This is a genomic window from Corynebacterium imitans (assembly GCF_000739455.1).
In the GTDB taxonomy this organism is placed as follows: Bacteria; Actinomycetota; Actinomycetes; order Mycobacteriales; family Mycobacteriaceae; genus Corynebacterium; species Corynebacterium imitans.
On sequence record NZ_CP009211.1, the window covers coordinates 2037417 to 2061865 of the forward strand.

Annotated in this window: 16 protein-coding genes, 2 tRNA genes and 3 rRNA genes; 6 read left to right on the forward strand and 15 right to left on the reverse strand. The window is 59.1% G+C overall.

Annotation, left to right across the window (positions count from 1 at the left end):
• The first annotated feature begins 224 nt into the window (after positions 1-224).
• Genes CIMIT_RS09590 through CIMIT_RS09600 form a run of 3 tightly spaced genes read left to right on the forward strand, consistent with a single transcriptional unit; the run spans position 225 to position 2370 of the window.
• A complete protein-coding gene (locus CIMIT_RS09590; RefSeq protein ID WP_051904934.1) occupies positions 225-1643 on the forward strand; it encodes an alanine/glycine:cation symporter family protein in 1419 nt (472 codons plus the stop codon).
• A 23-nt stretch (positions 1644-1666) separates the two neighbouring features.
• Positions 1667-2017, forward strand: coding sequence for a CrcB family protein (locus CIMIT_RS09595; RefSeq protein ID WP_038592242.1), 351 nt, complete (start codon positions 1667-1669; stop codon positions 2015-2017).
• A 2-nt stretch (positions 2018-2019) separates the two neighbouring features.
• Positions 2020-2370 (forward strand): FluC/FEX family fluoride channel, encoded by a 351-nt coding sequence (locus tag CIMIT_RS09600; RefSeq protein WP_038592246.1) that lies wholly within the window; start codon positions 2020-2022, stop codon positions 2368-2370.
• An 817-nt stretch (positions 2371-3187) separates the two neighbouring features.
• Here CIMIT_RS09600 and rrf read toward each other — a convergent pair.
• From rrf to ramA, 5 genes are all read right to left on the reverse strand, one after another.
• A 5S ribosomal RNA gene (rrf, locus tag CIMIT_RS09605) occupies positions 3188-3305 on the reverse strand.
• A 179-nt stretch (positions 3306-3484) separates the two neighbouring features.
• A 23S ribosomal RNA gene (locus CIMIT_RS09610) occupies positions 3485-6569 on the reverse strand.
• Between the two features lie 517 nt (positions 6570-7086).
• Positions 7087-8605 (reverse strand): 16S ribosomal RNA (locus CIMIT_RS09615).
• The 16S, 23S and 5S rRNA genes sit together here, the layout of an rRNA operon.
• A 667-nt stretch (positions 8606-9272) precedes the next feature.
• The gene (murA, locus tag CIMIT_RS09620; RefSeq protein WP_038594657.1) at positions 9273-10529 is read right to left on the reverse strand and encodes a UDP-N-acetylglucosamine 1-carboxyvinyltransferase; all 1257 of its coding nucleotides are present in this window, start codon (positions 10527-10529) and stop codon (positions 9273-9275) included.
• Positions 10530-10580: 51 nt separating this feature from the next.
• Positions 10581-11420, reverse strand: a complete 840-nt coding sequence (ramA, locus tag CIMIT_RS09625) for an acetate metabolism transcriptional regulator RamA (RefSeq protein WP_038594659.1) — start codon at positions 11418-11420, stop codon at positions 10581-10583.
• 272 nt (positions 11421-11692) lie between these two features.
• On the opposite strand from ramA, the gene cysK reads away from it, so the two are divergent.
• A complete protein-coding gene (gene cysK, locus CIMIT_RS09630; RefSeq protein ID WP_038592250.1) occupies positions 11693-12628 on the forward strand; it encodes a cysteine synthase A in 936 nt (311 codons plus the stop codon).
• A gap of 172 nt (positions 12629-12800) precedes the next feature.
• Positions 12801-13388, forward strand: a complete 588-nt coding sequence (gene epsC, locus CIMIT_RS09635) for a serine O-acetyltransferase EpsC (protein ID WP_038592254.1) — start codon at positions 12801-12803, stop codon at positions 13386-13388.
• Positions 13389-13406: 18 nt separating this feature from the next.
• On the opposite strand, the gene CIMIT_RS09640 is transcribed toward epsC, so the two are convergent.
• The 10 genes from CIMIT_RS09640 to CIMIT_RS12430 all read right to left on the reverse strand — a co-directional run bounded on the left by CIMIT_RS09640 (position 13407) and on the right by CIMIT_RS12430 (position 23436).
• A complete protein-coding gene (locus tag CIMIT_RS09640; protein WP_038592257.1) occupies positions 13407-13703 on the reverse strand; it encodes a GNAT family N-acetyltransferase in 297 nt (98 codons plus the stop codon).
• Between the two features lie 125 nt (positions 13704-13828).
• Positions 13829-13901, reverse strand: a tRNA-Phe gene (locus tag CIMIT_RS09645).
• 22 nt (positions 13902-13923) lie between these two features.
• Positions 13924-13997, reverse strand: a tRNA-Asp gene (locus tag CIMIT_RS09650).
• A 118-nt stretch (positions 13998-14115) separates the two neighbouring features.
• Positions 14116-15309 (reverse strand): imidazolonepropionase, encoded by a 1194-nt coding sequence (gene hutI, locus CIMIT_RS09655; protein ID WP_038592260.1) that lies wholly within the window; start codon positions 15307-15309, stop codon positions 14116-14118.
• 94 nt (positions 15310-15403) lie between these two features.
• Complete coding sequence (gene hutU / locus CIMIT_RS09660; RefSeq protein ID WP_084674339.1) at positions 15404-17095, reverse strand: urocanate hydratase; 1692 nt, start codon at positions 17093-17095, stop codon at positions 15404-15406.
• A gap of 117 nt (positions 17096-17212) precedes the next feature.
• Positions 17213-18610: a YjiH family protein gene (locus CIMIT_RS09665; protein ID WP_144311843.1), complete on the reverse strand. Its 1398-nt coding sequence runs from the start codon at positions 18608-18610 to the stop codon at positions 17213-17215.
• 12 nt (positions 18611-18622) lie between these two features.
• Entirely contained in the window at positions 18623-19768 is a 1146-nt protein-coding gene (locus CIMIT_RS09670) for a CaiB/BaiF CoA transferase family protein (RefSeq protein ID WP_084674340.1), read from the reverse strand.
• A 13-nt stretch (positions 19769-19781) separates the two neighbouring features.
• Positions 19782-20948: an acyl-CoA dehydrogenase family protein gene (locus tag CIMIT_RS09675; RefSeq protein ID WP_038592263.1), complete on the reverse strand. Its 1167-nt coding sequence runs from the start codon at positions 20946-20948 to the stop codon at positions 19782-19784.
• Between the two features lie 172 nt (positions 20949-21120).
• Positions 21121-22668, reverse strand: coding sequence for a histidine ammonia-lyase (hutH, locus tag CIMIT_RS09680; RefSeq protein WP_038592266.1), 1548 nt, complete (start codon positions 22666-22668; stop codon positions 21121-21123).
• A gap of 33 nt (positions 22669-22701) precedes the next feature.
• Positions 22702-23436 (reverse strand): IclR family transcriptional regulator, encoded by a 735-nt coding sequence (locus tag CIMIT_RS12430; protein ID WP_084674422.1) that lies wholly within the window; start codon positions 23434-23436, stop codon positions 22702-22704.
• A 36-nt stretch (positions 23437-23472) separates the two neighbouring features.
• Between CIMIT_RS12430 and hutG the strand changes: the two genes are divergently transcribed.
• The gene (gene hutG, locus CIMIT_RS09685; protein ID WP_038594667.1) at positions 23473-24423 is read left to right on the forward strand and encodes a formimidoylglutamase; all 951 of its coding nucleotides are present in this window, start codon (positions 23473-23475) and stop codon (positions 24421-24423) included.
• Positions 24424-24449: the final 26 nt, after the last annotated feature.

Consider the following 24449-nt stretch of genomic DNA (forward strand, 5'->3'; position numbering starts at 1 on the left):
TTCACGCCCCATCTTCCCCGCTAACCACACTTTCTGCCACGCCAAGGCCCGCGCTGACCCACCTAATTGTGGGGAACCTTGGGGAAAGTTCAAAAACCTTCGCCAAACACATGACTTTTGATAGTGCGACAGGCTACTATTACCACCAACTTCTGTGGCACCAGTCACATACGGTGCTGCGAAAGGAAGTGTTGTCCCCTAACCCGAGCATGAAATGTGGAGTTATGTCCTCATCGCTGAATGATTTTCTCGGCGGGATTGCCAGCGTCGTCTGGGGCCCGTTCGTCCTCATCCCGCTGCTCCTTGGCACCGGCTTGTTCCTGACCGTCCGCCTCGGCGGCATCCAGTTCCGCACGCTTGGTCGCGCAATGCGACACGCTTTCGTCGATAAGAACAGCGACGGAGCTGGCGATATTTCCAACTACCAGGCGCTCACCACGGCCCTGGCTGCCACCGTCGGTACCGGTAACATCGTCGGCGTCGCGACCGCACTGTCGATCGGCGGTCCGGGTGCGTTGTTCTGGATTTGGATGACCGGCCTTGTCGGTATGGCCACCAAGTACACCGAGTCCTACCTCGGTGTACGCTTCCGCACCACCGATGCGCAGGGCAAGCAACAGGGCGGACCGCACACCTACCTCCGCCGCGGCATCCCCGGCGGGCTGGGTAAGGTGCTGGCGCTGGCCTTCACGCTGTTTACCATCTTTGCTTCCTTCGGCATCGGTAACCTCACCCAGGGCAACTCCATTGCCGCAGGTATGGAGGACGCTTTCGGCCTAGACCCGCTGGTTACCGGCATCATCATCTTCTTCGGCGTTGGCGCTGCGGTCCTCGGCGGCATTGAGGGCATCGGTAAGATCACCGCTGCCTTCGTCCCGCTGATGATCATCATCTACGTCGTCGGCGGCATCGTCGTCCTCATCTTGATGGCAGACCAGGTCCCGGCCGCCTTTGCCCTCATCTTCACCGACGCATTCACCGGCACCGCTGCAACCGGCGGCTTCGTCGGCTCCGGCATCATGCTGGCGATCCAATTCGGTGTTGCCCGCGGCATCTTCTCCAACGAGTCCGGCCTCGGTTCCGCAGCAATCGCCGCGGCGGCCGCGAAGACGGAGCACCCGGTCCGCCAGGGTCTGGTCTCCATGACCCAGACGTTCATCGACACCATCATCGTCGTCACCATCACCGGCCTGGTCATCGTCACGTCCGGCACCTGGGAAATGGGCCGCGAGGAAGCAGCCGTGATGACCGCAGCCGGCTTCGCCGAGGGTCTCCCGGGCCACTGGGGTGGCACCATCGTCTCGGTCTCGCTGATCTTCTTCGCCTTCTCCACGATCCTCGGTTGGTCCTACTACGGCGAGCGCTCGATCGTGTCGCTGGTCGGCCAGTGGGCCAGCGTGCCCTACCGCATGCTCTTCACCGTCGTCGCTTTCCTGGGCGCGACCACCGAGCTCGAGCTGGTCTGGACCTTCTCCGACCTGGCAAACGGCCTCATGGCACTGCCGAACCTGGTGGGTCTGCTCATCCTCTCCGGCCTGGTTGCCCGCGAAACCAGCGAGTACCTCAAGTTCGACCCCAAGCTGAAGAAGGACCCGGACGAGGTCGCCCGATTCGTCCAGCAGCAAGGGATGAACTGGCAGTAATCCACCCTGCTACCCTGTAGAGCATGCAGGGCAACACCTTCCGCGAAGCGCTCCTCGTCGGCCTCGGCGCCGCACTAGGAGCGCTTTTGCGTGCCGCGTTGCTCGCCGTCGCCCCCGGCCCAGCCGCCGTTGCGACGCTCGCCGTGAACGGAGTGGGCGCGTTCGCCATGGGCTACTTCAAACCGGGACCGTTGTTCGGCACTGGCTTCCTCGGCGGGTTCACCACCTTCTCCGCCATGGCAGTTGCCGCCATACACTCGAGCGCCATCTGGGCCTTCGGTTTGGTTGTGGCGAGCTTTGTCGTATGCGTCGGGGCCTGGCTGCTTGCCGACGCCACCTCACCCCACCCCTACCGCCAAACCACAAAGAGCTAGCCATGGATCTTCTTGTTGTCACCGGCATCTTCATCGGCGGATTCCTGGGAGGTATCGCCCGCTGGGCGCTCGCCCGCATCCCCGCACCGCGCGTGGGCACGTGGGCCGCCAACATGGTGGCCTGCTCCGTCCTCGGCTTCGTCTACGGACAGGGCGTGCTCGTCGCTATGGCGGTGGGCACGGGATTCGCGGGGGCGCTATCCACCTGGTCGACGTTAGCGAAAGAACTCGGCCAGCTCATCAAGGACAAGGACTACTCGGAGGCGCTGCGCTACGCGTTGGCGAGCGCGCTGTTAGGTCTTGTTGCTGCTGGTTTCGGCATGCGATGGGGTGCCCGGGCATTCGGGGCGTGATGCTGCTCGAGGTTACGGCGTGTTGTTGGGGTTGGACTTGCCACTCTTAGGCGTTTCGACTCGCCTGTGAATCTTTTTACGTGATGTTTTGGCGACCTGGGGCAACAAGGGTGTGGTGTCGGGGTCGATGCGGGATCTTTCACGGTTGGCGACAGTGCGCTGCCGCGGTGTGGGACGCATCCGTGTGGGATTGCTACCACAACGCGTAGATGGAGCTCGCTCCGTTTGTCACCGAGGCAGTCATATACACCCAGGTCGAGTCTGAACAGCGTTTTGTATGGTGCTAGCTCCGTTTGGCGCCTGACCACTGGTATTTCCCCTGGTCGCTGGAAACTAGCGGTCCTATTTGGAGCTAGCTCCATGTGGCCTCACCCCGCCTGTAAAACGCCTGGTCGATCCCGACCGGTTGTTCTAAATGGAGCTAGCTCCATTTGGCACCGGGCCAGTGGTAAATCCCCTGGTCACGCGTGATCGCAACGTCTAGATGGAGCTAGCTCCGTTTGAGTCCTGCTGCTCCGGTGTACTCATGCCCCCGAGGCGTGGGCCGCGCAGGCTACGTTTTCGCCTGGTGCTCGGTGTGTGGTGCGGGAGTGTGGCGGTGTCGGCGCGGCACGCGGGGTACGGGTTTGGTGGTGGTGTGGTGGAATGATGTTGTAATCGAATTCCCGCCACCAGGGCAAACACCCCTGAACCGCGCGCTTATTACAAACTCATTCCACCCCGAGGAGTGCCGGCCCACGGCCACGCACCTCGGGGGATGACAAAAAGCACCCCGCACACCTTTGTGGTGTGCGGGGTGCTGTGTTTGAAGTTGTTGGGTCGGCGGTAACCTACTCTCCCACACCCTCCCGAGTGCAGTACCATCGGCGCGGGCGGGCTTAGCTTCCGGGTTCGGAATGGGACCGGGCGTTTCCCCGCCGCCATCAACCACCGACACACCTTTGGGGGCATGCCAGTCAACCAGTGTTGTTGGTTGTTGGTGACACAATATTCATTTTGAATCAGTGTTGACACGTTGGTGTGTTGTGTCAGTGACTGCATAGTGGACGCGAATGCTTTTGTTGTTTCACACGGTTTGATGTGTTTACCAAGACCAGTGTTTCATGGTTGGTTTGTTGTTTGATATTTGGTGGATTAGTACCAGTCACCTCCACACATTACTGTGCTTCCAGTTCCGGCCTATCAACCCAGTCGTCTACTGGGCACCTCAAATGAAACCTCATCTTAAAACAGGCTTCCCGCTTAGATGCTTTCAGCGGTTATCCCTCCCGTACGTAGCCAACCAGCAATGCTCCTGGCGGAACAACTGGCACACCAGAGGTACGTCCGTCCCGGTCCTCTCGTACTAGGGACAGCCTTCTTCAAGTTTCAACGCGCGCGGCGGATAGAGACCGAACTGTCTCACGACGTTCTGAACCCAGCTCGCGTGCCGCTTTAATGGGCGAACAGCCCAACCCTTGGGACCTACTCCAGCCCCAGGATGCGACGAGCCGACATCGAGGTGCCAAACCATCCCGTCGATATGGACTCTTGGGGAAGATCAGCCTGTTATCCCCGGGGTACCTTTTATCCGTTGAGCGACACCACATCCACAAGTAGGTGCCGGATCACTAGTCCCGACTTTCGTCCCTGCTCGACTTGTAAGTCTCGCAGTCAAGCTCCCTTGTGCACTTACACTCACCACCTGATTGCCAACCAGGCTGAGGGAACCTTTGGGCGCCTCCGTTACATTTTGGGAGGCAACCGCCCCAGTTAAACTACCCACCAGGCACTGTCCCCAACCCAGATCATGGGCCAAGGTTAGATATCCACTACGGTCAGAGTGGTATTTCAACAACGACTCCACAACCACTAGCGTRGCCGCWTCAWMGTCTCCCACCTATCCTACACAAACCGCACCGAATGCCAATACCAAGCTATAGTGAAGGTCCCGGGGTCTTTTCGTCCTGCCGCGCGAAACGAGCATCTTTACTCGTACTGCAATTTCACCGGGCCTGTGGTTGAGACAGCAGGGGAGTCGTTACGCCATTCGTGCAGGTCGGAACTTACCCGACAAGGAATTTCGCTACCTTAGGATGGTTATAGTTACCACCGCCGTTTACTGGGGCTTAAATTCTCCGCTTCGACCACAAAGGCCTAACAGGTCCTCTTAACCTTCCAGCACCGGGCAGGCGTCAGTCCGTATACATCAACTTAACCGTCTTCGCACGGACCTGTGTTTTTGATAAACAGTCGCTCCCCTCTCTTCTCTGCGACCCACACCAGCAACCACACGCAAAACATGGCAACCAGCATGGGTCCCCCTTCTCCCGAAGTTACGGGGGCATTTTGCCGAATTCCTTAACCACAGTTCACCCGACCGCTTCAGTATTTTCTACCTGACTACCTGTGTCGGTTTCGGGTACGGGCCGTATACACACATCGCTAGAGGCTTTTCTCGGCAGCATAGGATCACCAACATCACCCAAMMATGGGCTACGCATCACGCCTCACACATTTGACAGCGGCATTTCACACACTGTCGTGCCACACGCTTACACCACACACCAACCGGTGGCTTGGCTACCTTCCTGCGTCACCCCATCACTTGACTACCACGGATCAGGCCCCACGCATCACACCAACCCAGGGCAACAAAGTCACCCAATGGCCAGTGTTCAGGGTGGTTAGTCTCACCGCTTCATCACTTGGCGCGCATACACGGGTACGGGAATATCAACCCGTTMACCATCGACTACGCCTGTCGGCCTCGCCTTAGGACCCGACTCACCCTGGGAAGACGAACTTGACCCAGGAACCCTTAGTCATCCAGCGGTAAGGATTCTCACCTTACACTCGTTACTCATGCCTGCATTCTCACTCGCACACAGTCCACAACTCCTCACGGTACTGCTTCACACCATGCACGACGCTCCCCTACCCAACAATCACAAGGATTATTGCCGCGGCTTCGGCGGTGTACTTGAGCCCCACTACATTGTCGGCGCAGAACCACTCGACCAGTGAGCTATTACGCACTCTTTCAAGGATGGCTGCTTCTAAGCCAACCTCCTGGCTGTCTTCGCGATCCCACATCCTTTTCCACTTAGTACACCCTTAGGGGCCTTAACCGGCGATCTGGGCTGTTTCCCTCTCGACTATGAAGCTTATCCCCCACAGTCTCACTGCTATACACACTTACACCGGCATTCGGAGTTTGGCTGATGTTGCTAAGATGATAGTCCCGCTCAACCAACCAGTMGCTCTACCTCCGGCAAGCTAAACATATAACGCTGCACCTAAATGCATTTCGGGGAGAACCAGCTATCACGGAGTTTGATTGGCCTTTCACCCCTACCCACAACTCATCCCCGCAGTTTTCAACCTACGTGGGTTCGCGCCTCCACAACCTCTTACAGCTGCTTCACACTGGCCATGGGTAGATCACCCCGCTTCGGGTCCAGGACATGCCACTAAAMACACCCAACTAGGATTCGCTTTCGCTACGACTACCCCWYCAYWCGGGTTAACCTCGCGACATGCCGCTGACTCGCAGGCTCATTCTTCAAAAGGCACGCCATCACACACAACAAYGGTGCTCTGACGGATTGTAAGCGCACGGTTTCAGGAACTCTTTCACTCCCCTCCCGGGGTACTTTTCACCATTCCCTCACGGTACTMTTCACTATCGGTCACACTTAGTATTTAGGCTTACCGGGTGGTCCCGGCAGATTCACAGCAGATTCCACGAGCCCGCTGCTACTCGGGGMTAACAACAACGCAYATKCRACRMATATTCGCGTACGGGACTCTCACCCACTCCGGTACACCATCCCAARYRACTTCCGCTTACACGCACACACACGCACCCAGATGGCAGCCTRGRTCCATTGCACCCCACAACCCCACACACGCAACCCCTGCCAGGTCTCACACGCACATGGTTTAGCCTCATCCACGTTCGCTCGCCGCTACTAGCAGAATCACAATTGTTTTCTTCTCCTACGGGTACTGAGATGTTTCACTTCCCCGCGTCAACCCCCACACAGACTATGCATTCATCTGCGGGTAACACCACACAACCGGTGCTGGGTTTCCCCATTCGGACATCCTCGGATCAACGCTTTGTTGACAACTCCCCGAGGCATAACGCAGCCTCACACGTCCTTCATCGGCTAAGCATGCCAAGGCATCCACCGTACGCCCTGAATAACCAAACAAATTACCCAACACGATACAAACACACACCACCTCRCCACMMAAMAGCRGCAGACAGCATGCGCAGATACACAAAACACTTACAAACGATCTTGCAAACACAAAACATTGCAAAACACAAAAATAAATCAACCCACACCCCACMMAAACAATGCGGAGCATGGAAAGAAGAAAGATGCTCGCGTCCACTATACAGTTCTCACACAACACACCCACACCACAACAACCACACACCAACCAGGGCGCATGATCATTCACGTGCAGGCCAACAAGACAACCACAACCACACCAACCGGCGTAGCTCATTGTGTGCTGCCCCAGACACCCAACAGCATGCCAACATACCCAAAACAATGTTTGTGAAGCTTGGTTACCACCCAGGTCTGCTACGCAGKSMMTCYRTGYMCTGCGGRTRYGCATCCACCCGGAWTTYMAAAYAMTWWTYGGTGGCAGTCACACACTCGGCGACTCAACCACCACACGTCCCACAACCGTGGGCACATTAAAAAAGCTCCTTAGAAAGGAGGTGATCCAGCCGCACCTTCCGGTACGGCTACCTTGTTACGACTTCGTCCCAATCGCCGATCCCACCTTCGACCACTCCCTAACAMGTTTGGGCCATGGGCTTCGGGTGTTACCAACTTTCATGACGTGACGGGCGGTGTGTACAAGGCCCGGGAACGTATTCACCGCAGCGTTGCTGATCTGCGATTACTAGCGACTCCGACTTCATGGGGTCGAGTTGCAGACCCCAATCCGAACTACGACCGGCTTTCAGCGATTAGCCCACCCTCACGAGCTCGCAAACGCGTTGTACCGACCATTGTAGCATGTGTGAAGCCCTGGACATAAGGGGCATGATGATTTGACGTCATCCCCACCTTCCTCCGAGTTAACCCCGGCAGTCTCTCATGAGTCCCCAACCAAATGCTGGCAACATAAGACAAGGGTTGCGCTCGTTGCGGGACTTAACCCAACATCTCACGACACGAGCTGACGACAACCATGCACCACCTGTACACCAGCCACAAAGGGAAGCTACATCTCTGCAGCGATCCGGTGTATGTCAAGCCCAGGTAAGGTTCTTCGCGTTGCATCGAATTAATCCACATGCTCCGCCGCTTGTGCGGGCCCCCGTCAATTCCTTTGAGTTTTAGCCTTGCGGCCGTACTCCCCAGGCGGGGCGCTTAATGCGTTAGCTACGGCACGAACCCCGTGGAAGGGACTCACACCTAGCGCCCACCGTTTACGGCATGGACTACCAGGGTATCTAATCCTGTTCGCTCCCCATGCTTTCGCTCCTCAGCGTCAGTTACTGCCCAGAGACCTGCCTTCGCCATCGGTGTTCCTCCTGATATCTGCGCATTCCACCGCTACACCAGGAATTCCAGTCTCCCCTACAGCACTCAAGTTATGCCCGTATCGCCTGCAACCCCGCAGTTAAGCTGCGGTATTCCACAAACGACGCGACAAACCACCTACGAGCTCTTTACGCCCAGTAATTCCGGACAACGCTCGCACCCTACGTATTACCGCGGCTGCTGGCACGTAGTTAGCCGGTGCTTCTTCTCAACCTACCGTCACAAAAGCTTCGTCGGTTGCGAAAGGAGTTTACAACCCGAAGGCCGTCATCCCCCACGCGGCGTCGCTGCATCAGGCTTGCGCCCATTGTGCAATATTCCCCACTGCTGCCTCCCGTAGGAGTCTGGGCCGTATCTCAGTCCCAATGTGGCCGTACACCCTCTCAGGCCGGCTACCCGTCGACGCCTTGGTAGGCCATTACCCCACCAACAAGCTGATAGGCCGCGAGCTCATCCCATACCGCAAAAGCTTTCCACAACCCCATCCAAGAGATCGTCATATCCGGTATTAGACCCAGTTTCCCAAGCTTATCCCGAAGTACAGGGCAGATCACCCACGTGTTACTCACCCGTTCGCCACTCGAGTACCGAAGCAAGCTTCGGCCTTTCCGTTCGACTTGCATGTGTTAAGCACGCCGCCAGCGTTCATCCTGAGCCAGGATCAAACTCTCCACAAAAACAAATGTTTCAGCAAGAAACAAGGCCGTGAAAAGCCTGAAAACCTAACCAAAAACAAACCAACCCACACCACAAAAACTGCAATGCAGGACTGGCAAATCCTCAAATTACTGTTACAAACCGATCCTCACCCGACGAGGGAAAACAAGGACCGGCAAAACAAAAAATAGTTACAAAATAACGCGAATCAAATCACGCACCAAGCAACCAGCAAGACACCACCCAAAATTAGAGATTCAAGGGCAGCACCACCGGCACACACCAACCACACCCACACAGGGCACAGCCAGCACAACCAGGCACGCAACCAATCCACAAACAAAAGTACATTGGCACACTATCGAGTTCTCAAACAACACACGCACAATCACACACCACTAGGCGATCACCCAGCAGCTGTAAAAAGCGACTTTGTCGACACTACACACACCACAACCACAAAGTCAAAACCCTGCAAACTGTGAAGCATATTTTCTTGTGTCGGCCAGCGATCGTTTTCCTGACCGCCATCTCACCAGCCACTCTCCTTGGAGTCTGTCCGGCGGGGCGTTGTCGGTCTCGCTGACTCACATAAAGTTACACACACCCACACACCAACACAAATCCCCAGCACAACAGGCATATTCAAGCATGCTCAAAGCCCGTTATGTGCCCCCATAAGCGCGGCTATGCAAGCACACGCTCGATGCGCCCGCCGAGCTCGTTGATCTGCTCGACAAACTTCGGGTAGCCCCGATCGATGTGGTGCACCTCGTGCACGGTCGTCTCCCCGTCGGCAACCAGCCCCGCGAGCACCAGGCCCGCACCGGCGCGGATGTCGCTGGACCACACGTCGGTGGAAGATAGGTGGTCAACGCCGCGGATGACCACGTGGTGGCCGTCGACGTTGGCGTCGGCACCCAGGCGCAGCATCTCGTCGACAAAGCGGAAGCGTGCCTCGAAGACGTTCTCGGTGATCACGGTGACGCCTTCGGCGACGGCGCTGATCGCGATGGCCATCGGCTGCAGGTCCGTCGGGAAGCCGGGGAACGGCAGAGTCTGGTAATCCACCGCCTTGGGACGCTGGTCCATGCGCACGCGGAAGCCGTTGTCGTAGGTCTCTACGTTCGCGCCGGCAAGCTTGAGCTTGGATAGCGCAAGATGGAGGTGGCGCGGCGCGATGCCGGTGACGGTGATGTCGCCCTGTGTGATCGCCGCGGCGTACGCCCAGGTTCCAGCGACAATTCGGTCGCCAACCACATGGTGTTCGGTGGGGTGCAGCTCATCAACACCGTCGATAGTGATGGTCGACGTGCCTGCGCCACTGATGCGCGCGCCCATGGAGTTGAGCATGTCGCACAGGTCCACGATTTCGGGTTCGCGGGCGGCATTGTCCAGGACCGTCTGCCCGTCGGCAAGCACTGCGGCGGTGAGAATGTTCTCGGTGGCACCGACGGAAGGGAAATCCAGGTTGATCTTCGCCCCGGTGAGCTTGTCGGCCTTGGCCACCACGGCTCCGTGTTCGATGTGGGTGGTTGCGCCCAACTTCTCCAGCCCAGACTGGTGCATGTCGAGCGGGCGCGAGCCGATCGCGTCGCCGCCCGGGAGCGCAACGTAGGCCTCCGCGCAGCGCGCGACCAGCGGCCCCAGCACGGCGACGGAGGCGCGGAACTGCCTGACTGCCTCGAAGTCAGCGCGCGGCGAGACCCTCGCCGGGGTGGTAATACGCACGGTCGGCCCGTCGATCTCCACGTCACAACCAAGGCCGACGAGCACATCGCGCATCAGCGGAACGTCGAGAATCTCTGGGCAGTTGTGCAGGGTGGTCGTCCCCTCGGTAAGCAGCGCAGCGGCCATGAGTTTGAGCACGCTATTCTTCGCGCCATCAACCTTGACCACGCCTTCGAGTCGGTTACCGCCAGTTACAAGGAATCGCTCTTTCACGCGCCCCACTGTACTCAACTCCGCGCCCGCGGCGTCGGCAGTCTTGACCCCCTAGGGCAGCGCGCCGATGCGGCGGGCAGCGTTGACCGCTTCGTAGCGGGTGTGCGCACCCAATTTGCGCATCACGCTGCGCAGGTAGGACTTGACGGTTTCCGCACCGATGCCCATTTCCTCGGCAGCCTCCACGTTGGTGTGGCCGAGGGCAACGCAAGAGAGCACGTCGAGCTCGCGGGCAGACAGCTTGGTCGTCTGTTTAATGCGTACCGGCGAGACCATCTGGTCGCAGAGCTGCTCGAGCTCCTTGCGTAGTGCGTCATCGTCGACCCGGTTGGCCAGCATGCGCAGCTTCGAGTGCGTCGCGCGGATCTGCTCCCACTCCGCGCCGTTCATCACGCGGCCGGTCTTTGGGTTCGCCTTGCCGTCTCCTGCGTTCCGCAGCGCCGAGTTCACCGCAAGCTCTTGTTCCAGCGTGCGCGCGGTCATGGCGACTTCCTCAATCACCTTGTCGCCGAGGCGCACCGGCGAGTGCACACCGACATAGAGCACGCCGCGAATCTCGCGCAGCACGATAACCGGCACGGCAACCACGGAGTGCAGGCCTTCGTCCTGAATGTGCTTGTCGTACTCGTGGGAAATCACGTTGGCGCGCGTGTAATCGGACACGCCGACCGCGCGACGCGTGCTCACCACTCGACCACCCACGCCGGCACCCTGCTCGAGCACCAGGTCCTGCAGCGCCGGGGTGCGCAAGCCGATCCACTGCGTAATCTGCAGCCTGCCGTCTGGCAGCAGGGTCCCGTACATGGCCACGGGGATGCCGGTGGCCGTTTTCAGCGCGGTCAGTGCGGCGCGGATTGCATCATCATCGTCTTTAATCCGCTGTGCATCCATGGTCATTGCTGCGTGCCTTCCACCCATCCGTGTGCCCCCATTGGGGGCATTGGATCGAACTTGACGTTGAAACACCCACATCATAACGCGCAATCGGGGGTAGTGAAAGTTCAGCCCCACACCCGGAGCCTTTGCTTATCGACGCCACGCCACCCCCGCCTGGCCTCCAAACCAAGCAGTTCGCTTGCACTGTACTAGACGGTCTACTTTTTGCGTGTATAGTGAGCAACACGACGCGAAAGCATTGATGAAACATAAGGAGCTGATCTCCCATGGCAAAGATTGCCAACAACGTTCTGGACCTCATCGGCGGCACCCCGCTGGTCGAGCTGCAAGGCATTACCAAGGACTCCAAGGCTCGCGTGCTGGCCAAGCTCGAGTTCTACAACCCGGCAAACTCGGTCAAGGACCGCATTGGTAAGGCCATCATCGAGGCCGCTGAGAAGTCCGGCGACCTGAAGCCGGGCGGCACCATCGTCGAGGCAACCTCCGGCAACACCGGTATCGCACTCGCACTCGCCGGTGCGGCCAAGGGCTACAAGGTCATCCTCACCATGCCGGAGACCATGTCCACGGAGCGCCGCGTGGTACTGCGCGCATTCGGCGCAGAGATCGTGCTGACCCCGGGTGCTGCTGGCATGAAGGGCGCTGTGGAGAAGGCCGACGAGATCGTGGCCAACGACCCGGGCGCCATCCTGGCCCGCCAGTTTGAGAACGAGGCCAACCCGGCAATCCACTACGCCACCACCGGCCCGGAGATCTGGGAGGATACCGATGGTGAGGTAGACATCCTCGTCGCAGGCGTGGGCACCGGCGGCACCATCTCCGGTGCCGGCAAGTACCTCAAGGAGCAGAAGGCTGAGGTGAAGAACATTGCCGTCGAGCCGGCTGCTTCCCCGCTGCTGTCCACGGGCGAGGCCGGCCCGCACAAGATCCAGGGCCTGGGCGCCAACTTCATCCCGGGCACCTTCGACCGCAACGTGGTCGACGAGATCATCACCGTCTCCAACGAGGACGCCGTCGCTACCTCCCGCGAGCTGGCTCGCGAGGACGCAGTCCTGGCCGGTATCTCCGCTGGTGCAAACGTGAAGGCTGCGCTCGAGGTGGCTGCTCGCCCGGAGAACGAGGGCAAGACCATCGTCGTCATCATCCCGGACTTCGGTGAGCGCTACGTCTCCACCATCCTCTACGAGGACATCCGCGACTAGTCTGTCCAGCCCGTACTACTCGGTACGCGCATACAAGTGAGCACCGCCATTCCGGTGGTGCTCATTTTTTATTCCTGCTCCCCGCCGCGCTGACCTGCCGACTTTGAGACCGTCTGCGCGATACACCCTGGACCGTCTCACCGGGCAGGTAACGAAAGGTAAACTCTCCCGCATGCTCAGCATCTTTTCGCGCATTAAAGAGGACTTGGACAACGCGAGGGCCCATGACCCCGCCGCTCGCGGCGACGTGGAAAACGCCATCGTGTATTCCGGCCTCCACGCGATCTGGGTTCACCGCATCTGCCACTGGATGTGGCAGCGCGACATCAAGGGCCTCGCACGCATCCTCGCGCAGGCGAACAGGTTCTTCACCGGTATTGAGATTCACCCTGGTGCCACCATCGGCCGCCGCTTCTTTATCGACCACGGCATGGGCATCGTCATCGGAGAAACCGCGGAGATCGGCGATGGCGTCATGCTCTACCACGGGGTCACACTCGGCGGCCAGGTACTCACGCAGACCAAGCGCCACCCCACCATTGGCGACAATGTCACCATCGGCGCAGGCGCAAAGATCTTAGGCCCAGTCACCATCGGGTCCAATTCTGCTGTTGGTGCCAACGCCGTGGTCACCAAGGACATCCCGGAAAACTCCATCGCGGTGGGCATCCCCGCGAAGGCGCGCGAGCGCAAGGAGACCGAGGTCCGCAAGCTCGTGGACCCGGACTGCTACTTCGACAACGGGCACTACGTGATTTAGCCCGTTAGAGACGCTGGTTTACTCGACCAGATCCTTGTACTCCGGGTTCTGCACGATGTAGCGCGCCACCGCCGGGCAGGAGGGGATGACGGTGCGGCCGTCCACGCGAGCATCGTCAAGCGCGAACTTGATCAGCGGCTTCGACAGGCCCTGGCCCCGAAACTTGGGGTCGACGACCGTGTGGGGCAGCTCGCGTGTGCCCCCATTGTCGGTGTAGGTGGCGAAACCGGCGAGCTCTCCGCCCACGTGGATCTCGTACTGGCCCTTTTCCTCGTTCTTGGAAAGCTCCGGGTTCGTTTCTGCAGTCTCCGACATGATCGCTCCTTTTGAGAATTCCGTTAGGGTTCATTGGCTCAATTGGTGGCCCAGCCTACCGAATACTCCATGGCGGCTCGTGTGCACAACACGAAGCCCCTCCACAAAGTGGAGGGGCTGGGGTGTGGCCAGAGCCAGGATCGAACTGGCGACCCCACACTTTTCAGGCGTGTGCTCTACCAACTGAGCTATCTGGCCGGAACTACACGAGGCAGTTCTGCGACCCTGACGGGACTTGAACCCGCGACCTCCGCCGTGACAGGGCGGCGCGCTAACCAACTGCGCCACAGGGCCTTATTTATTTCTTGTGCTCTCTCGGGCACGGATTGTTACTTTACATGGCACCGGTAATAGCAACAAATCCGCACCTCAGGTGGGTTTTTCATACCCCAGAGGAGAACGAGAGCATCCTCTACCCGTAGACTTTCTTCCCCGCTACCCAGGTCTGCCACGTAATCGGCATACCGGGCCGGTATGCAAGGTTGATCGCGTTTTCTGCATCGAGGATATGCAAGTCTGCGGCGGCCCCCGGCACGAGTGTCCCCTTAGCAGGGCGTCCTTGGGGATCTTTGCCGTCGCCGACGTCATGACGGCGCAAGGCTTTTGCCCCACCCGTTGTCGCTGCCTCAATAGCTTCGTCGAGCGTGAGGTACTGCTGCAGGACCGCAGTGGTCACGCAGAAGTTCATCGAGGACGTAAACGACGTGCCCGGGTTGAGGTTCGATGCGATGGCGACGGTGGCTCCGGCGTCGATAAGTTTGCGGCCCGGCGCGAGGTCCTCGCGCGTAGACAGGTCGCAGGCGGGCAGTAGCGTGGCCACAGTGTCCGACCCTGCCAGCAGCTCGAAGTCCTCGTCCGAGAGATAGTTAACGTGGTCCACGCTGGCCGCGCCCATCTCTACTGCAAGCTTCACACCCGGGCCTTCGCCGAGTTGGTTGCCGTGCACGCGCACGCCCAGGCCCACCTTCTTGCCGGCCTCGAGCACACGGCGGGACTGCTCCTCGTTGAAAGCCCCGCGCTCGCAGAACACGTCGATCCACTGCACGTGGTCCTTCACGGCATCCAGCATCGGGCCGACGACCTCTTCGATGTATTCGTCAGCGTCCGCTCCTGGCGGTACAAGGTGTGCGCCTAGGAACGTCACCTCATCCACGTGCTGGGAGGCAACCCTCGCGGCTTCCGCCTCGGATTCGATATTCAGTCCGTAGCCAGTCTTGGTCTCAAACGTGGTGGTGCCACCCGCATGGCCTGCGGCGACGCGCTCCTCCACCAACTTGTCCAGGCGCTCCTCGCCGGCGGAGCGGGTCGCCTCCATGGTCACAGCGATGCCGCCGGCGGCGTAAGACTCGCCTGCCATGCGGGCCTCGAACTCCTCGGCGCGGTTACCGTCGAAGACCATGTGGGAATGGGAATCCACCCAACCAGGCAGGATCGCGCGCCCGCCGATGTCGACGGTTTCAGCAGCATTTGTCGCCGCCGCGGGGGCTTCTTCGGCGGGGCCGACCCAGGCGATCACGCCGTCGTCGATAAGCAATGCTGCGTTCTTAATGGTGCCCAGCTCGGAGACCGTGCGCAGCTCGGAAATGCCAGTAATAAAAGTGCTCATGGGTGCCTTTCTAGGAGGATATGCAGAGTCCAGGTTAATGAAATAGGTCAACGCTGACGCCCCGGAAAAGGTGCGTCAGCGTTGGGAGGTGCAACTAGTCGCGTGCCTGGAACTTCATTGGGATACGCACGCCGCGCTCCTTCGCCACCTCATCGGCGCGGGAGTAGCCAGCATCCACGTGGCGGATGACACCCATGCCCGGGTCATTAGTAAGCACAGCCTTGAGCTTCGCCTCAGCAAGCTCGGTGCCGTCAGCAACGGTGACCTGACCGGTGTGGATCGAACGGCCCATGCCTACACCACCACCGTGGTGAATAGACACCCAGGTGGCCCCTCCGGACACTGCGGTCATGGCATTGAGCAGCGGCCAGTCAGCCACCGCGTCGGTGCCATCGAGCATCGACTCAGTCTCGCGGTAAGGCGACGCCACGGAACCGGAGTCCAGGTGGTCACGCCCGATGACGATAGGTGCTTTGACCTTGCCTTCCTTGACGAGGTTATTAAAGATTACGCCAGCCTTGGCACGCTCGCCGTAGCCGAGCCAGCAAATACGCGCAGGCAGACCCTCGAATTCCACGTACTCCTCGGCGGCATCGAGCCAGCGGTGCAGGTGCTCGTTGTCCGGGAAGGCTTCCTTGATGGCCTGATCGGTGACCTTGATGTCCTCCGGGTCGCCGGAAAGTGCAACCCAGCGGAAGGGGCCAAGGCCCTCACAGAAGAGCGGGCGGATGTAGGCCGGGACGAAGCCCGGGAACTCAAACGCGCGGGAGTAGCCTGCCTTGCGGGCCTCGTCGCGGATGGAGTTGCCGTAGTCGAACACCTCGGCACCCTCGTCCTGGAACTCGACCATTGCCTGGACCTGCGCGGCCATGGCCTCACGGGCTTTCTTGGTAAAAGTGGTCGGGTCCTCAGCAGCTTCCGTGTGCCACGTCTCGAAAGGCACCTCGGTTGGCAGGTAGGACAGTGGATCGTGTGCGGAAGTCTGGTCGGTGACGATGTCCACGGTGAGCTCGCCCGCACGGTGGCGCCGCAACATCTCCGGGAACACCTCGGAAGCATTGCCGACGAGACCGACGGAAAGCGCGCGCTTCTCGTTCTTCGCGTCGGTGACCAGTTTGATTGCTTCCTCGAGGTCGGTGGTGACCTCGTCGAGGTAGCGCTTGCCCTGGCGACGCTTCAGACGGCCCTCGTCCACGTCGACGATGAGGCAGGCACCGCCGTTGAGGGTGACGGACAGCGGCTGCGCGCCACCCATGCCACCACAACCGCCGGTCAGCGTCAGCGTACCTGCGAGGGTGCCGTCGAAACGCTTCTTCGCCACAGCAGCAAAAGTTTCGTAGGTGCCCTGCAGGATGCCTTGGGTCGCGATGTAAATCCAGGAACCGGCCGTCATCTGGCCGTACATCATCAGGCCCTCGTCCTCGAGCTTGCGGAAGTGCTCCCAATCCGCCCAGTCGCCCACCAGGTTGGAGTTAGCGATGAGCACGCGCGGAGCCCACTCGTTGGTCTTCCACACGCCGACCGGCTTGCCCGACTGGACCAGCAGCGTCTCATCGGACTCGAGGTCCTTCAGCGTATCGACGATCGCGTCAAAGGCCTCCCAGCTACGTGCCGCACGGCCGGTGCCGCCGTAGACGACGAGGTCATCAGGGCGCTCCGCAACCTCGGGGTCAAGGTTGTTCTGCAGCATGCGCAGCGGAGCCTCAGTCTGCCAGGACTTTGCAGTGATCTCAGTGCCTCGCGGAGAGCGAACCTCGCGTGCACCTTCGGACCAGTTCTTTGCCATGTGAAAAATCCTTTCTTGTTGCCTCATCGATCTGATGACCCGATAGTAACGGCCATCACAATCGGTTTGAAGCGGGTATTACAGTGGTATGTCTCGCATACGAGACTCATTCCGGGGTTAGAAGATCAGGTACGCCAGGGGCAGGGTCAGGATGATGGAGAGCACCACACGCTGGAACCAAATGATCACCATGTGGCTAATCTTCAACGGAATCTCTGTCGCTAGTACTGCCGGAATCATGGAAGAGAAGAAAAACACTTGACTGATAGACACCACGCCTACGGTGAAGCGCAAGACATCAGATTCGCTGTCGGCTACCAGCGTCGCGGGGAGGAAAAGCTCTGAGAGCCCAATAGCGAAAGCTTCGGATGCAAGCCACGGATCAGGCAACTGCCCCGCCCATGCGAGCGGGTAGAACAGCACACCGAGGATTCGAAACACTGGGGTATAAAACGCCAGCGCGAGACCGATGATGCCGACGGACATAATGCCTGGGATGACCTGGATGGTCATAAGCACGCCATCTTTGAAGTTGCGCCAGATCGTTTTTGGCAGCGACTCCGCCTGCGCCAAGAACGCCTTTGCTTCACGCCATGCTGCAGAGACAAGTTTTCCTTCGACTTTCTCCTCTGGCTGCGGAGTAGCACCCGGATAGTATTCATCGGGGATTGTGCTCAATGGAGGGATACGCACGACAACGGCTGTCACCAAGAAACACACGATCAGCGTTACTGCGAAATACACGCCCCAAATGTGCATAAGGTCAAGGGTGCGTGCCACCACCACCATGAAAGTGGCCGATGCCGTAGAGAATCCCGCTGCAATAATGGACGCTTCCCTCGCTGTGTACCCACCGGTCCGATACACACGGTTGGTAATCAGCAGCCCCAAAGAATACGACCCTAAGAACGAGGCGACGGCGTCCACCGCAGACTTACCCGGAGTGCGATACACCGGCCGCATAAAGCGCTGCACCATCACGCCGATGAACTCCATGAGGCCAAAGCCAACGAGTAGTCCAAGAAAGACCGCGCCTACCGGGATGAGTAGGCCTACGGGAATTACGAGTTTGTTGAGGATAAACGGACCGAGGCGTTCATCGAAGAGGAAGGCCGGCCCGAAGCCAAAGACGAGCATCGCGCACAGCAGCACGGCAAACGCAGAGAGGAACGCAAAAACCATCCTTGCGACATCCTCACGCCACTTACCTGAGGCGAATTGGTAGATCGCCCCTGCCGTGATCATGACGAAAGTGATGTACGGCAGTGCACCGCTGAGCGAGCCTTGCAACCACGTGACAATGTGGTCTAGCAGGATCGTATTATTTTCGCCGACTGTAAATGGAACAAAGAAGGCGAACGACCCAATTGCGCTATAGAGGAAAAACCTCCATTTATTCTTTGGTTCAGTGCCACCCGTTTCTCGCTCAGGCGGAAGGGAAGGAACTGCGATTACTTTTGCGCCAACGATGCGACGTGTACTCCCGCCTCGGTGCTGCTCCTGAGAATTATTCATGATGCTACTCCTTTACGGGACCTGTCCAGTGCGCAGCTCTTCGCTCAGCCAGCCCTCAATACAGTCATTGTGCTGTCCAAGCGTCGGTGCTGGATTCGGCGCTTCCATCCCGTCCAGCTTGAGCGGCGTAGCAAGGGTGCGAAACCCGTCTGTCTCTTCTGCGATCACACCGCGCTCCTTGGCGAAGGGGCTGCGCAATGCCTCATCCAGTTCGTAGACCCGCGCGGTAGGTACTCCATACTCCTCGAACAATGCGATGGTTTCTGATCGGGTTTTTGTACTCAGGGCTTCTTCAATCAGCTCGCGCAACGCAACCCTGTTTTCGGAACGAGCAACTGGTTCGGCAAAGCGGTGGTCAGTGGCCAGCTCCGGCATCCCTAAAGCTGTAGCGAGCCGTTCAAACAGTCGATTCGTCGTAATCGCAATGACTACGTCGCCGTCTTTGGTGGCGTAGGTCGAGAAGGGGGCAGAAAGGCCGTGATCGTTGCCGATGCGGGTGGGCGGCGACTCGTCGTAAAGCGCGCGCATGCCCACAGATTCCATGACGGAGATCAGCGAGTCATACATGGCGAGGTCAAGATGCTGCCCCTTTCCAGAGGACTCTCGCTGGTAAAGCGCAGAAATTGTGCCGAGGGCAGCGTAGAGGCCCGGGATGATGTCACCGAGGGAGACCCCTACTCGCGTGGGCTTGCTGTTCGGCCACCCGGTGATAGACATCAGTCCACTCATCGCCTGCGCAACTAGGTCATACGCCGGTTCCTTTGCAAGCGAACCCGTTTGCCCGAAGCCGGAAATACTGGTGATCACGAGGCGCGGATTAACTTTGAGCAACTCCGCCGGTGCGAGGCCGAGCTTTTCCAGCACACCGGGACGAAAATTCTCGACGACGACATCAGCGCGCCGTACGAGATCCCGGAGGACTTCCTTATCGTCTTCATTCTTGAAGTCCAACGTAATACCCAATTTGGAGCGATTAAATAGGCGGTAGTACGCAGACTTGCCCTCAACAAACGGTCCGAATTGACGTGAATCATCACCCCACGGGGACTCAACCTTGATGACTTCCGCACCAAGATCAGCCAAGATCATCGAGCAGAATGGCCCTGCGAGCACCCGAGAAAGATCAAGAACACGGATACCAGAAAGTGGTGCGTTCATGTTTTACACTCCCCTAAACAAATGCGGATTCACCGGTGATCGAGCGGCCAACGATGAGCTGGTTGATGTCGTAGGTTCCCTCATAGGAGTAGATAGCCTCGGCATCGTTGAAGATCTTCGCCATGCGATAGTCGGAGATAAGACCGTTGCCGCCCATAATTTCGCGGCCAAGCGCCACAGTCTCGCGCATCAGCTTGGACGTGAATGCTTTCGCTAGCGCGGACTGTTCGTTGTTTGCCGACCCTCGCTCTTCCATGCGCGCCAGCTGGGCCATCATGGACTCGCTCGCGACCAAGTTGCCCTGCATCGTGGCAAGCTTGTCCTGGTTGAGCTGGAATGAAGAGATCTTCCTGCCAAACTGCATACGCTCGTCCGCGTAGCCAAGAGCGACATCGAGCGCGCCCATTTGCGTACCGACGGCCTGCCATCCCACCGTAGAGCGTGCGCTCTTAAACACTTTGTTGATGTCCTTGAAGGAATTTGCCCCCTCCAGCTTGTCGCTATCTGGCACGAACACGTTGTCAAGGGTGATGTCGGCGTTCTGCACTGCACGAATAGCAATGCGGTTTTCCATCAAGGTCGCCTTGTAGCCTTCAGCCGAGGTATCCACGATGAAGCCCTTCACCTGCTCATCCTCAGGGTCGCGGGCATATACCGCGACGTAGTCGGAGAAGGTAGCGTTCCCAATCCAACGTTTTGCGCCGTTCAGGATCCACCCGCCATCAACCTTCTTGGCAGTGGTTCGCATGCCTTGAGCGACATCGGAGCCTGCCTCCGGCTCGGTGATTGCCAGCACACCCGTCTTGCGCACGGCATACAAGTCGTCGAGCCAGCGTTCTTTCTGCTCCTCGGAGCCTAGGAGCTCAATGCTTCCCGTGAACAGTCCATCTTGCCCCGAGAAAAATGTGCCGACCGAACCGTCGGCGCGATGAATCTCCGCTGCTACTAGACCAGCGAGCAGCCGGGAGCGACCTTGGCCACGCACCAGGCTGATGATGTTGAGCTCCCCAATCGACGGGAGCAACTCATGGGGAAATTCTGAGCGGTTCCAGTAGTCCACTGCAATCGGGAGCACTTTCTCCTGCGTCCACTCGCGGACGCGGTAGAGAATCTCCTTCTCTTCTGCAGGGAGTTCGCTTTCGAAGTCGTAGAAGTCACCATTCGGGTAACGGCCAGCCATTGTGAGCCTCCAATCACATTCCTTGCTGAACTATGGTGTAGGTAACAGCCTAAGAAGTATTGCGTGGCTCACAATGGCGGAAATCAGCTATATGTCTGGGATACGAGACAGAGCTTTCCCTTGCTGATATAGCCAGCCCACGTCAGCGACTTCGCCCGAAGTGCCGTGCCCACTACCGCAGTTCACCCACTGCGGCCTCCACCGCAGCAACAATGTCTCCGCCTTTAACCAGCTCAACGGAAGAAGCAATCTCCGGGGCGAGGAAGCGATCAGTCGCCGGGCCATCAACGCGCTGACGAAGCGCGCCTAGCGCGGCAGCCGTTCCACTGGCGGGCGCTCCGGTACGCATGTCGATGGCGCGGGCAGCAGTGAGCATCTCAATCGCAAGCACCCGCTGCAGCCCATCCACACTGCGACGCAGCTTTCGACCAGCCGCCCACCCCATGGACACATGGTCCTCCTGCATTGCAGACGATGGGATCGAATCAGCAGACGCGGGTGCCGCGTTTCGCTTCAGCTCGCTGACGATGCCAGCCTGCGTGTACTGGGCAATCATATGCCCAGAATCCACCCCCGGATCGCTCGCCAAAAACGCGTTGAGCCCCCGGTTACGGGCGGGGTCAAGAAAGCGATCAGAGCGGCGTTCGCTTATCGACGCCAGGTCCGCGACCACAATGGCCAAAAAATCAAGCGCATAGGCCACCGGCGCCCCATGGAAATTTCCATTGGACGATACTCGACCATCCTTCGCCACCACCGGATTGTCAATCGCGGAAGCAAGTTCACGCTCGGCCACAGTGGTGACATGCTCAAGCGTATCGCGCAAACCGCCTGCCACCTGCGGGCTACAGCGGACTGAGTACGCATCCTGCACGCGCGTGGATTTGAACTCCTCGTGCGCGGATTCGAGAATCTGCGAGCCTGCGGCAACGGTGCGAATGTTGTATGCAGCGTCAGCTTGCCCCGGGTGAGGACGGAGCTCTTGGAGGTCCTCATCAAACACAGCGAGTGTTCCGGCGAGTCCTTCTACCGCCATGGCGGTGGCGATGTCTGATACTTTGGCAGCCTCGCGCAAATCCGTGATCGCCAAACAGAGCATGCCAAGCATCCCGTCCGTTCCGTTAATGAGTGCCAGGCCTTCCTTCTCCCGCAGGCGGAGCGGCTCGATCCCGGCAGCAGCGAGTGCTTCGCTCGCCTCGATCGCCTCACCTCCGCGGACCCGTACTTCCCCCTCGCCCAGTAGAGCAAGCGCACAGTGTGCCAGAGGTGCCAAGTCGCCTGAGCAACCGAGCGATCCGTATTCACGCACGACCGGCGTAATCCCTGCATTGAGCGCAGCCGCATAGGTTTCCGCAACAACCGGTCGCACCCCGGTGCGTCCTGTACACAGAGTAGACAGACGCAACAGCATCATCGCGCGGACGACTTCTTCTTCAACTTCGGGGCCAGAGCCAGCGGCATGAGAGCGAACAAGGGAAACTTGCAGTTGTTCGCGTCGGTCTTCGGGGATATGACGCGTCGCCAAGGCACCAAAACCAGTGGACACACCATAAACCGGGGTCGGGTCAGCAGCGAGCTCCTCAATCCTGGTCCGCGTTCTGCCTATCTCCTCCACTGCATCCGCATCAATAACGACCTCTGCACCGTAACGTGCTACGGCGACCACCTCCTCAATAGAAAGGGGGCCGATTCCAACTGAAACTTTTTGCACTGAAGTCATGTGCGCAATACTAGATCAGCGTTGTGGTCCATGTCATAACTCGCCGAAAAAGTGTGCTTGTAGGCGCGCAGCCGCATGCCGTAGTTCTAACGCAAGCTGCTCTGCATTCGCAGTACCTACAGAAAATGTGACCGCAAGCGCTGCGGCCGGTCGCTCCAGGTGATCAAGTACCGCCACCGCAACAGACTCCTGCCCTCGGGATACTTCTTCACGCTCGCTAGCCCACCCTTGGCGTCGATAAGCAGCAAGTTCTTCTTTGTAGTCTCGAAAGCGGAGTCGCTCACCCGAAGAATTGAAGACAGCTCGTAGCTCTGTCTCTGGCAAATGCGCCAACATGATTCGGCCCGAGGCGGTAGACAGCGCGGACAAGCGGACCCCTACTTCAGTCACCAGGGATACGGCGCCCGGCGAACGAACTTCGTGCAAATACACGATTTCCGAGCCAGCAAGACGCGACAAGTGAGACGAGCCACCAGCGATCGCCGCGATCCGTTCGAGCGGACTCGTCGCGAGCCGCACCAATGGCTGCTGTGTGGTGTACGCCTGCGCCATACGGTAAGACGCCAACCCCAGCCCGTACGTACCAGCCGATTCTAAGCGCACGACAAAACCAGAATCCTCCAACTCACGCAACAAGTGGTAGGTGGTCGAACGCGGCAGGTCAAGCTCCCGCTGGATGCGTGACGCGGAGATTGGAATATCAGTAGCAGACAGCAAAGCGAGAATGCGCAGAACGTTATGCGCAGCTGGGACTTGTCGTTTTTTCATCATGCCCAGTATGCATCGACGCTAGGCTTGGGACGCATGAACACTGTAACCGCTCCTCTGTTCTCCCCTGCCCCCGCTTGGACCGGACGCGACGACGGTCCTGGACCCGAGCACGCACGATGGCATAGCGTCGTTGAGACCTCTACACAGCCTTCGGCTGGCGCCGTGCACCTCATCGGGTTCGCCTCCGATGAGGGCGTTGAGCGGAATGGGGGCCGTCAAGGCGCAGCCGAAGGCCCCGCGGCCCTTCGAAGCGCACTCGGATCTCTCGCCGTCCACCAACAGTGCCAACTCATCGACGTCGGCACCGTCACCACTCAGCAAAACGACCTCGAAGTCGCCCAACGCGAACTCTCGGACCACGTACGCGAGCTGGTTAGCGCGCAAGGCGACGCAGGCATGACGGTGGTACTTGGCGGCGGACACGAAACATCGTTCGCCACGCACCGCGGCGCTTATGAAGCGATCGGGCCGATGCAGGTACTCAATTTCGACGCACACTTTGATCTCCGCGCCGCGGATCGGCCAACCTCTGGCACTCCATTCCGGCAAATCGCGGACCTCGTAGGAAGCGATTTTGACTACTCAGTGTTCGGTATCTCCCGCCCGAACAACACGTCGACGCTTTTTGATACCGCTGACCAGCTTGGGGTCAACACCGTGTTAGACACTGAGCTCGCGGAACTGAGCATCCGCGAAGCCATCGAACGCGCGCTCACGGCCGTGAGCGGGAACCGCCCGATTCATTTATCCATTGACTTGGATGTTTTACCCGCCGCAGTCGCTCCAGGTGTTTCTGCCCCCGCATCCTTTGGGGTGGAGTTCGCCGCACTTCGCGCTATGGTCTCTGCTGTCGCCGCTACCGGCCGGGTGGCACTTTTGGATGTAGTCGAGCTCAACCCTGCTTTCGATGTGGATAACCGCACCGCTAAAGCCGCAGCGCGGCTTATTAACGATGCGGTTATGGCGGCTAAAACGTCCCGCTAAAGTCCCCTCGAGTGCAAAGTCGGTGC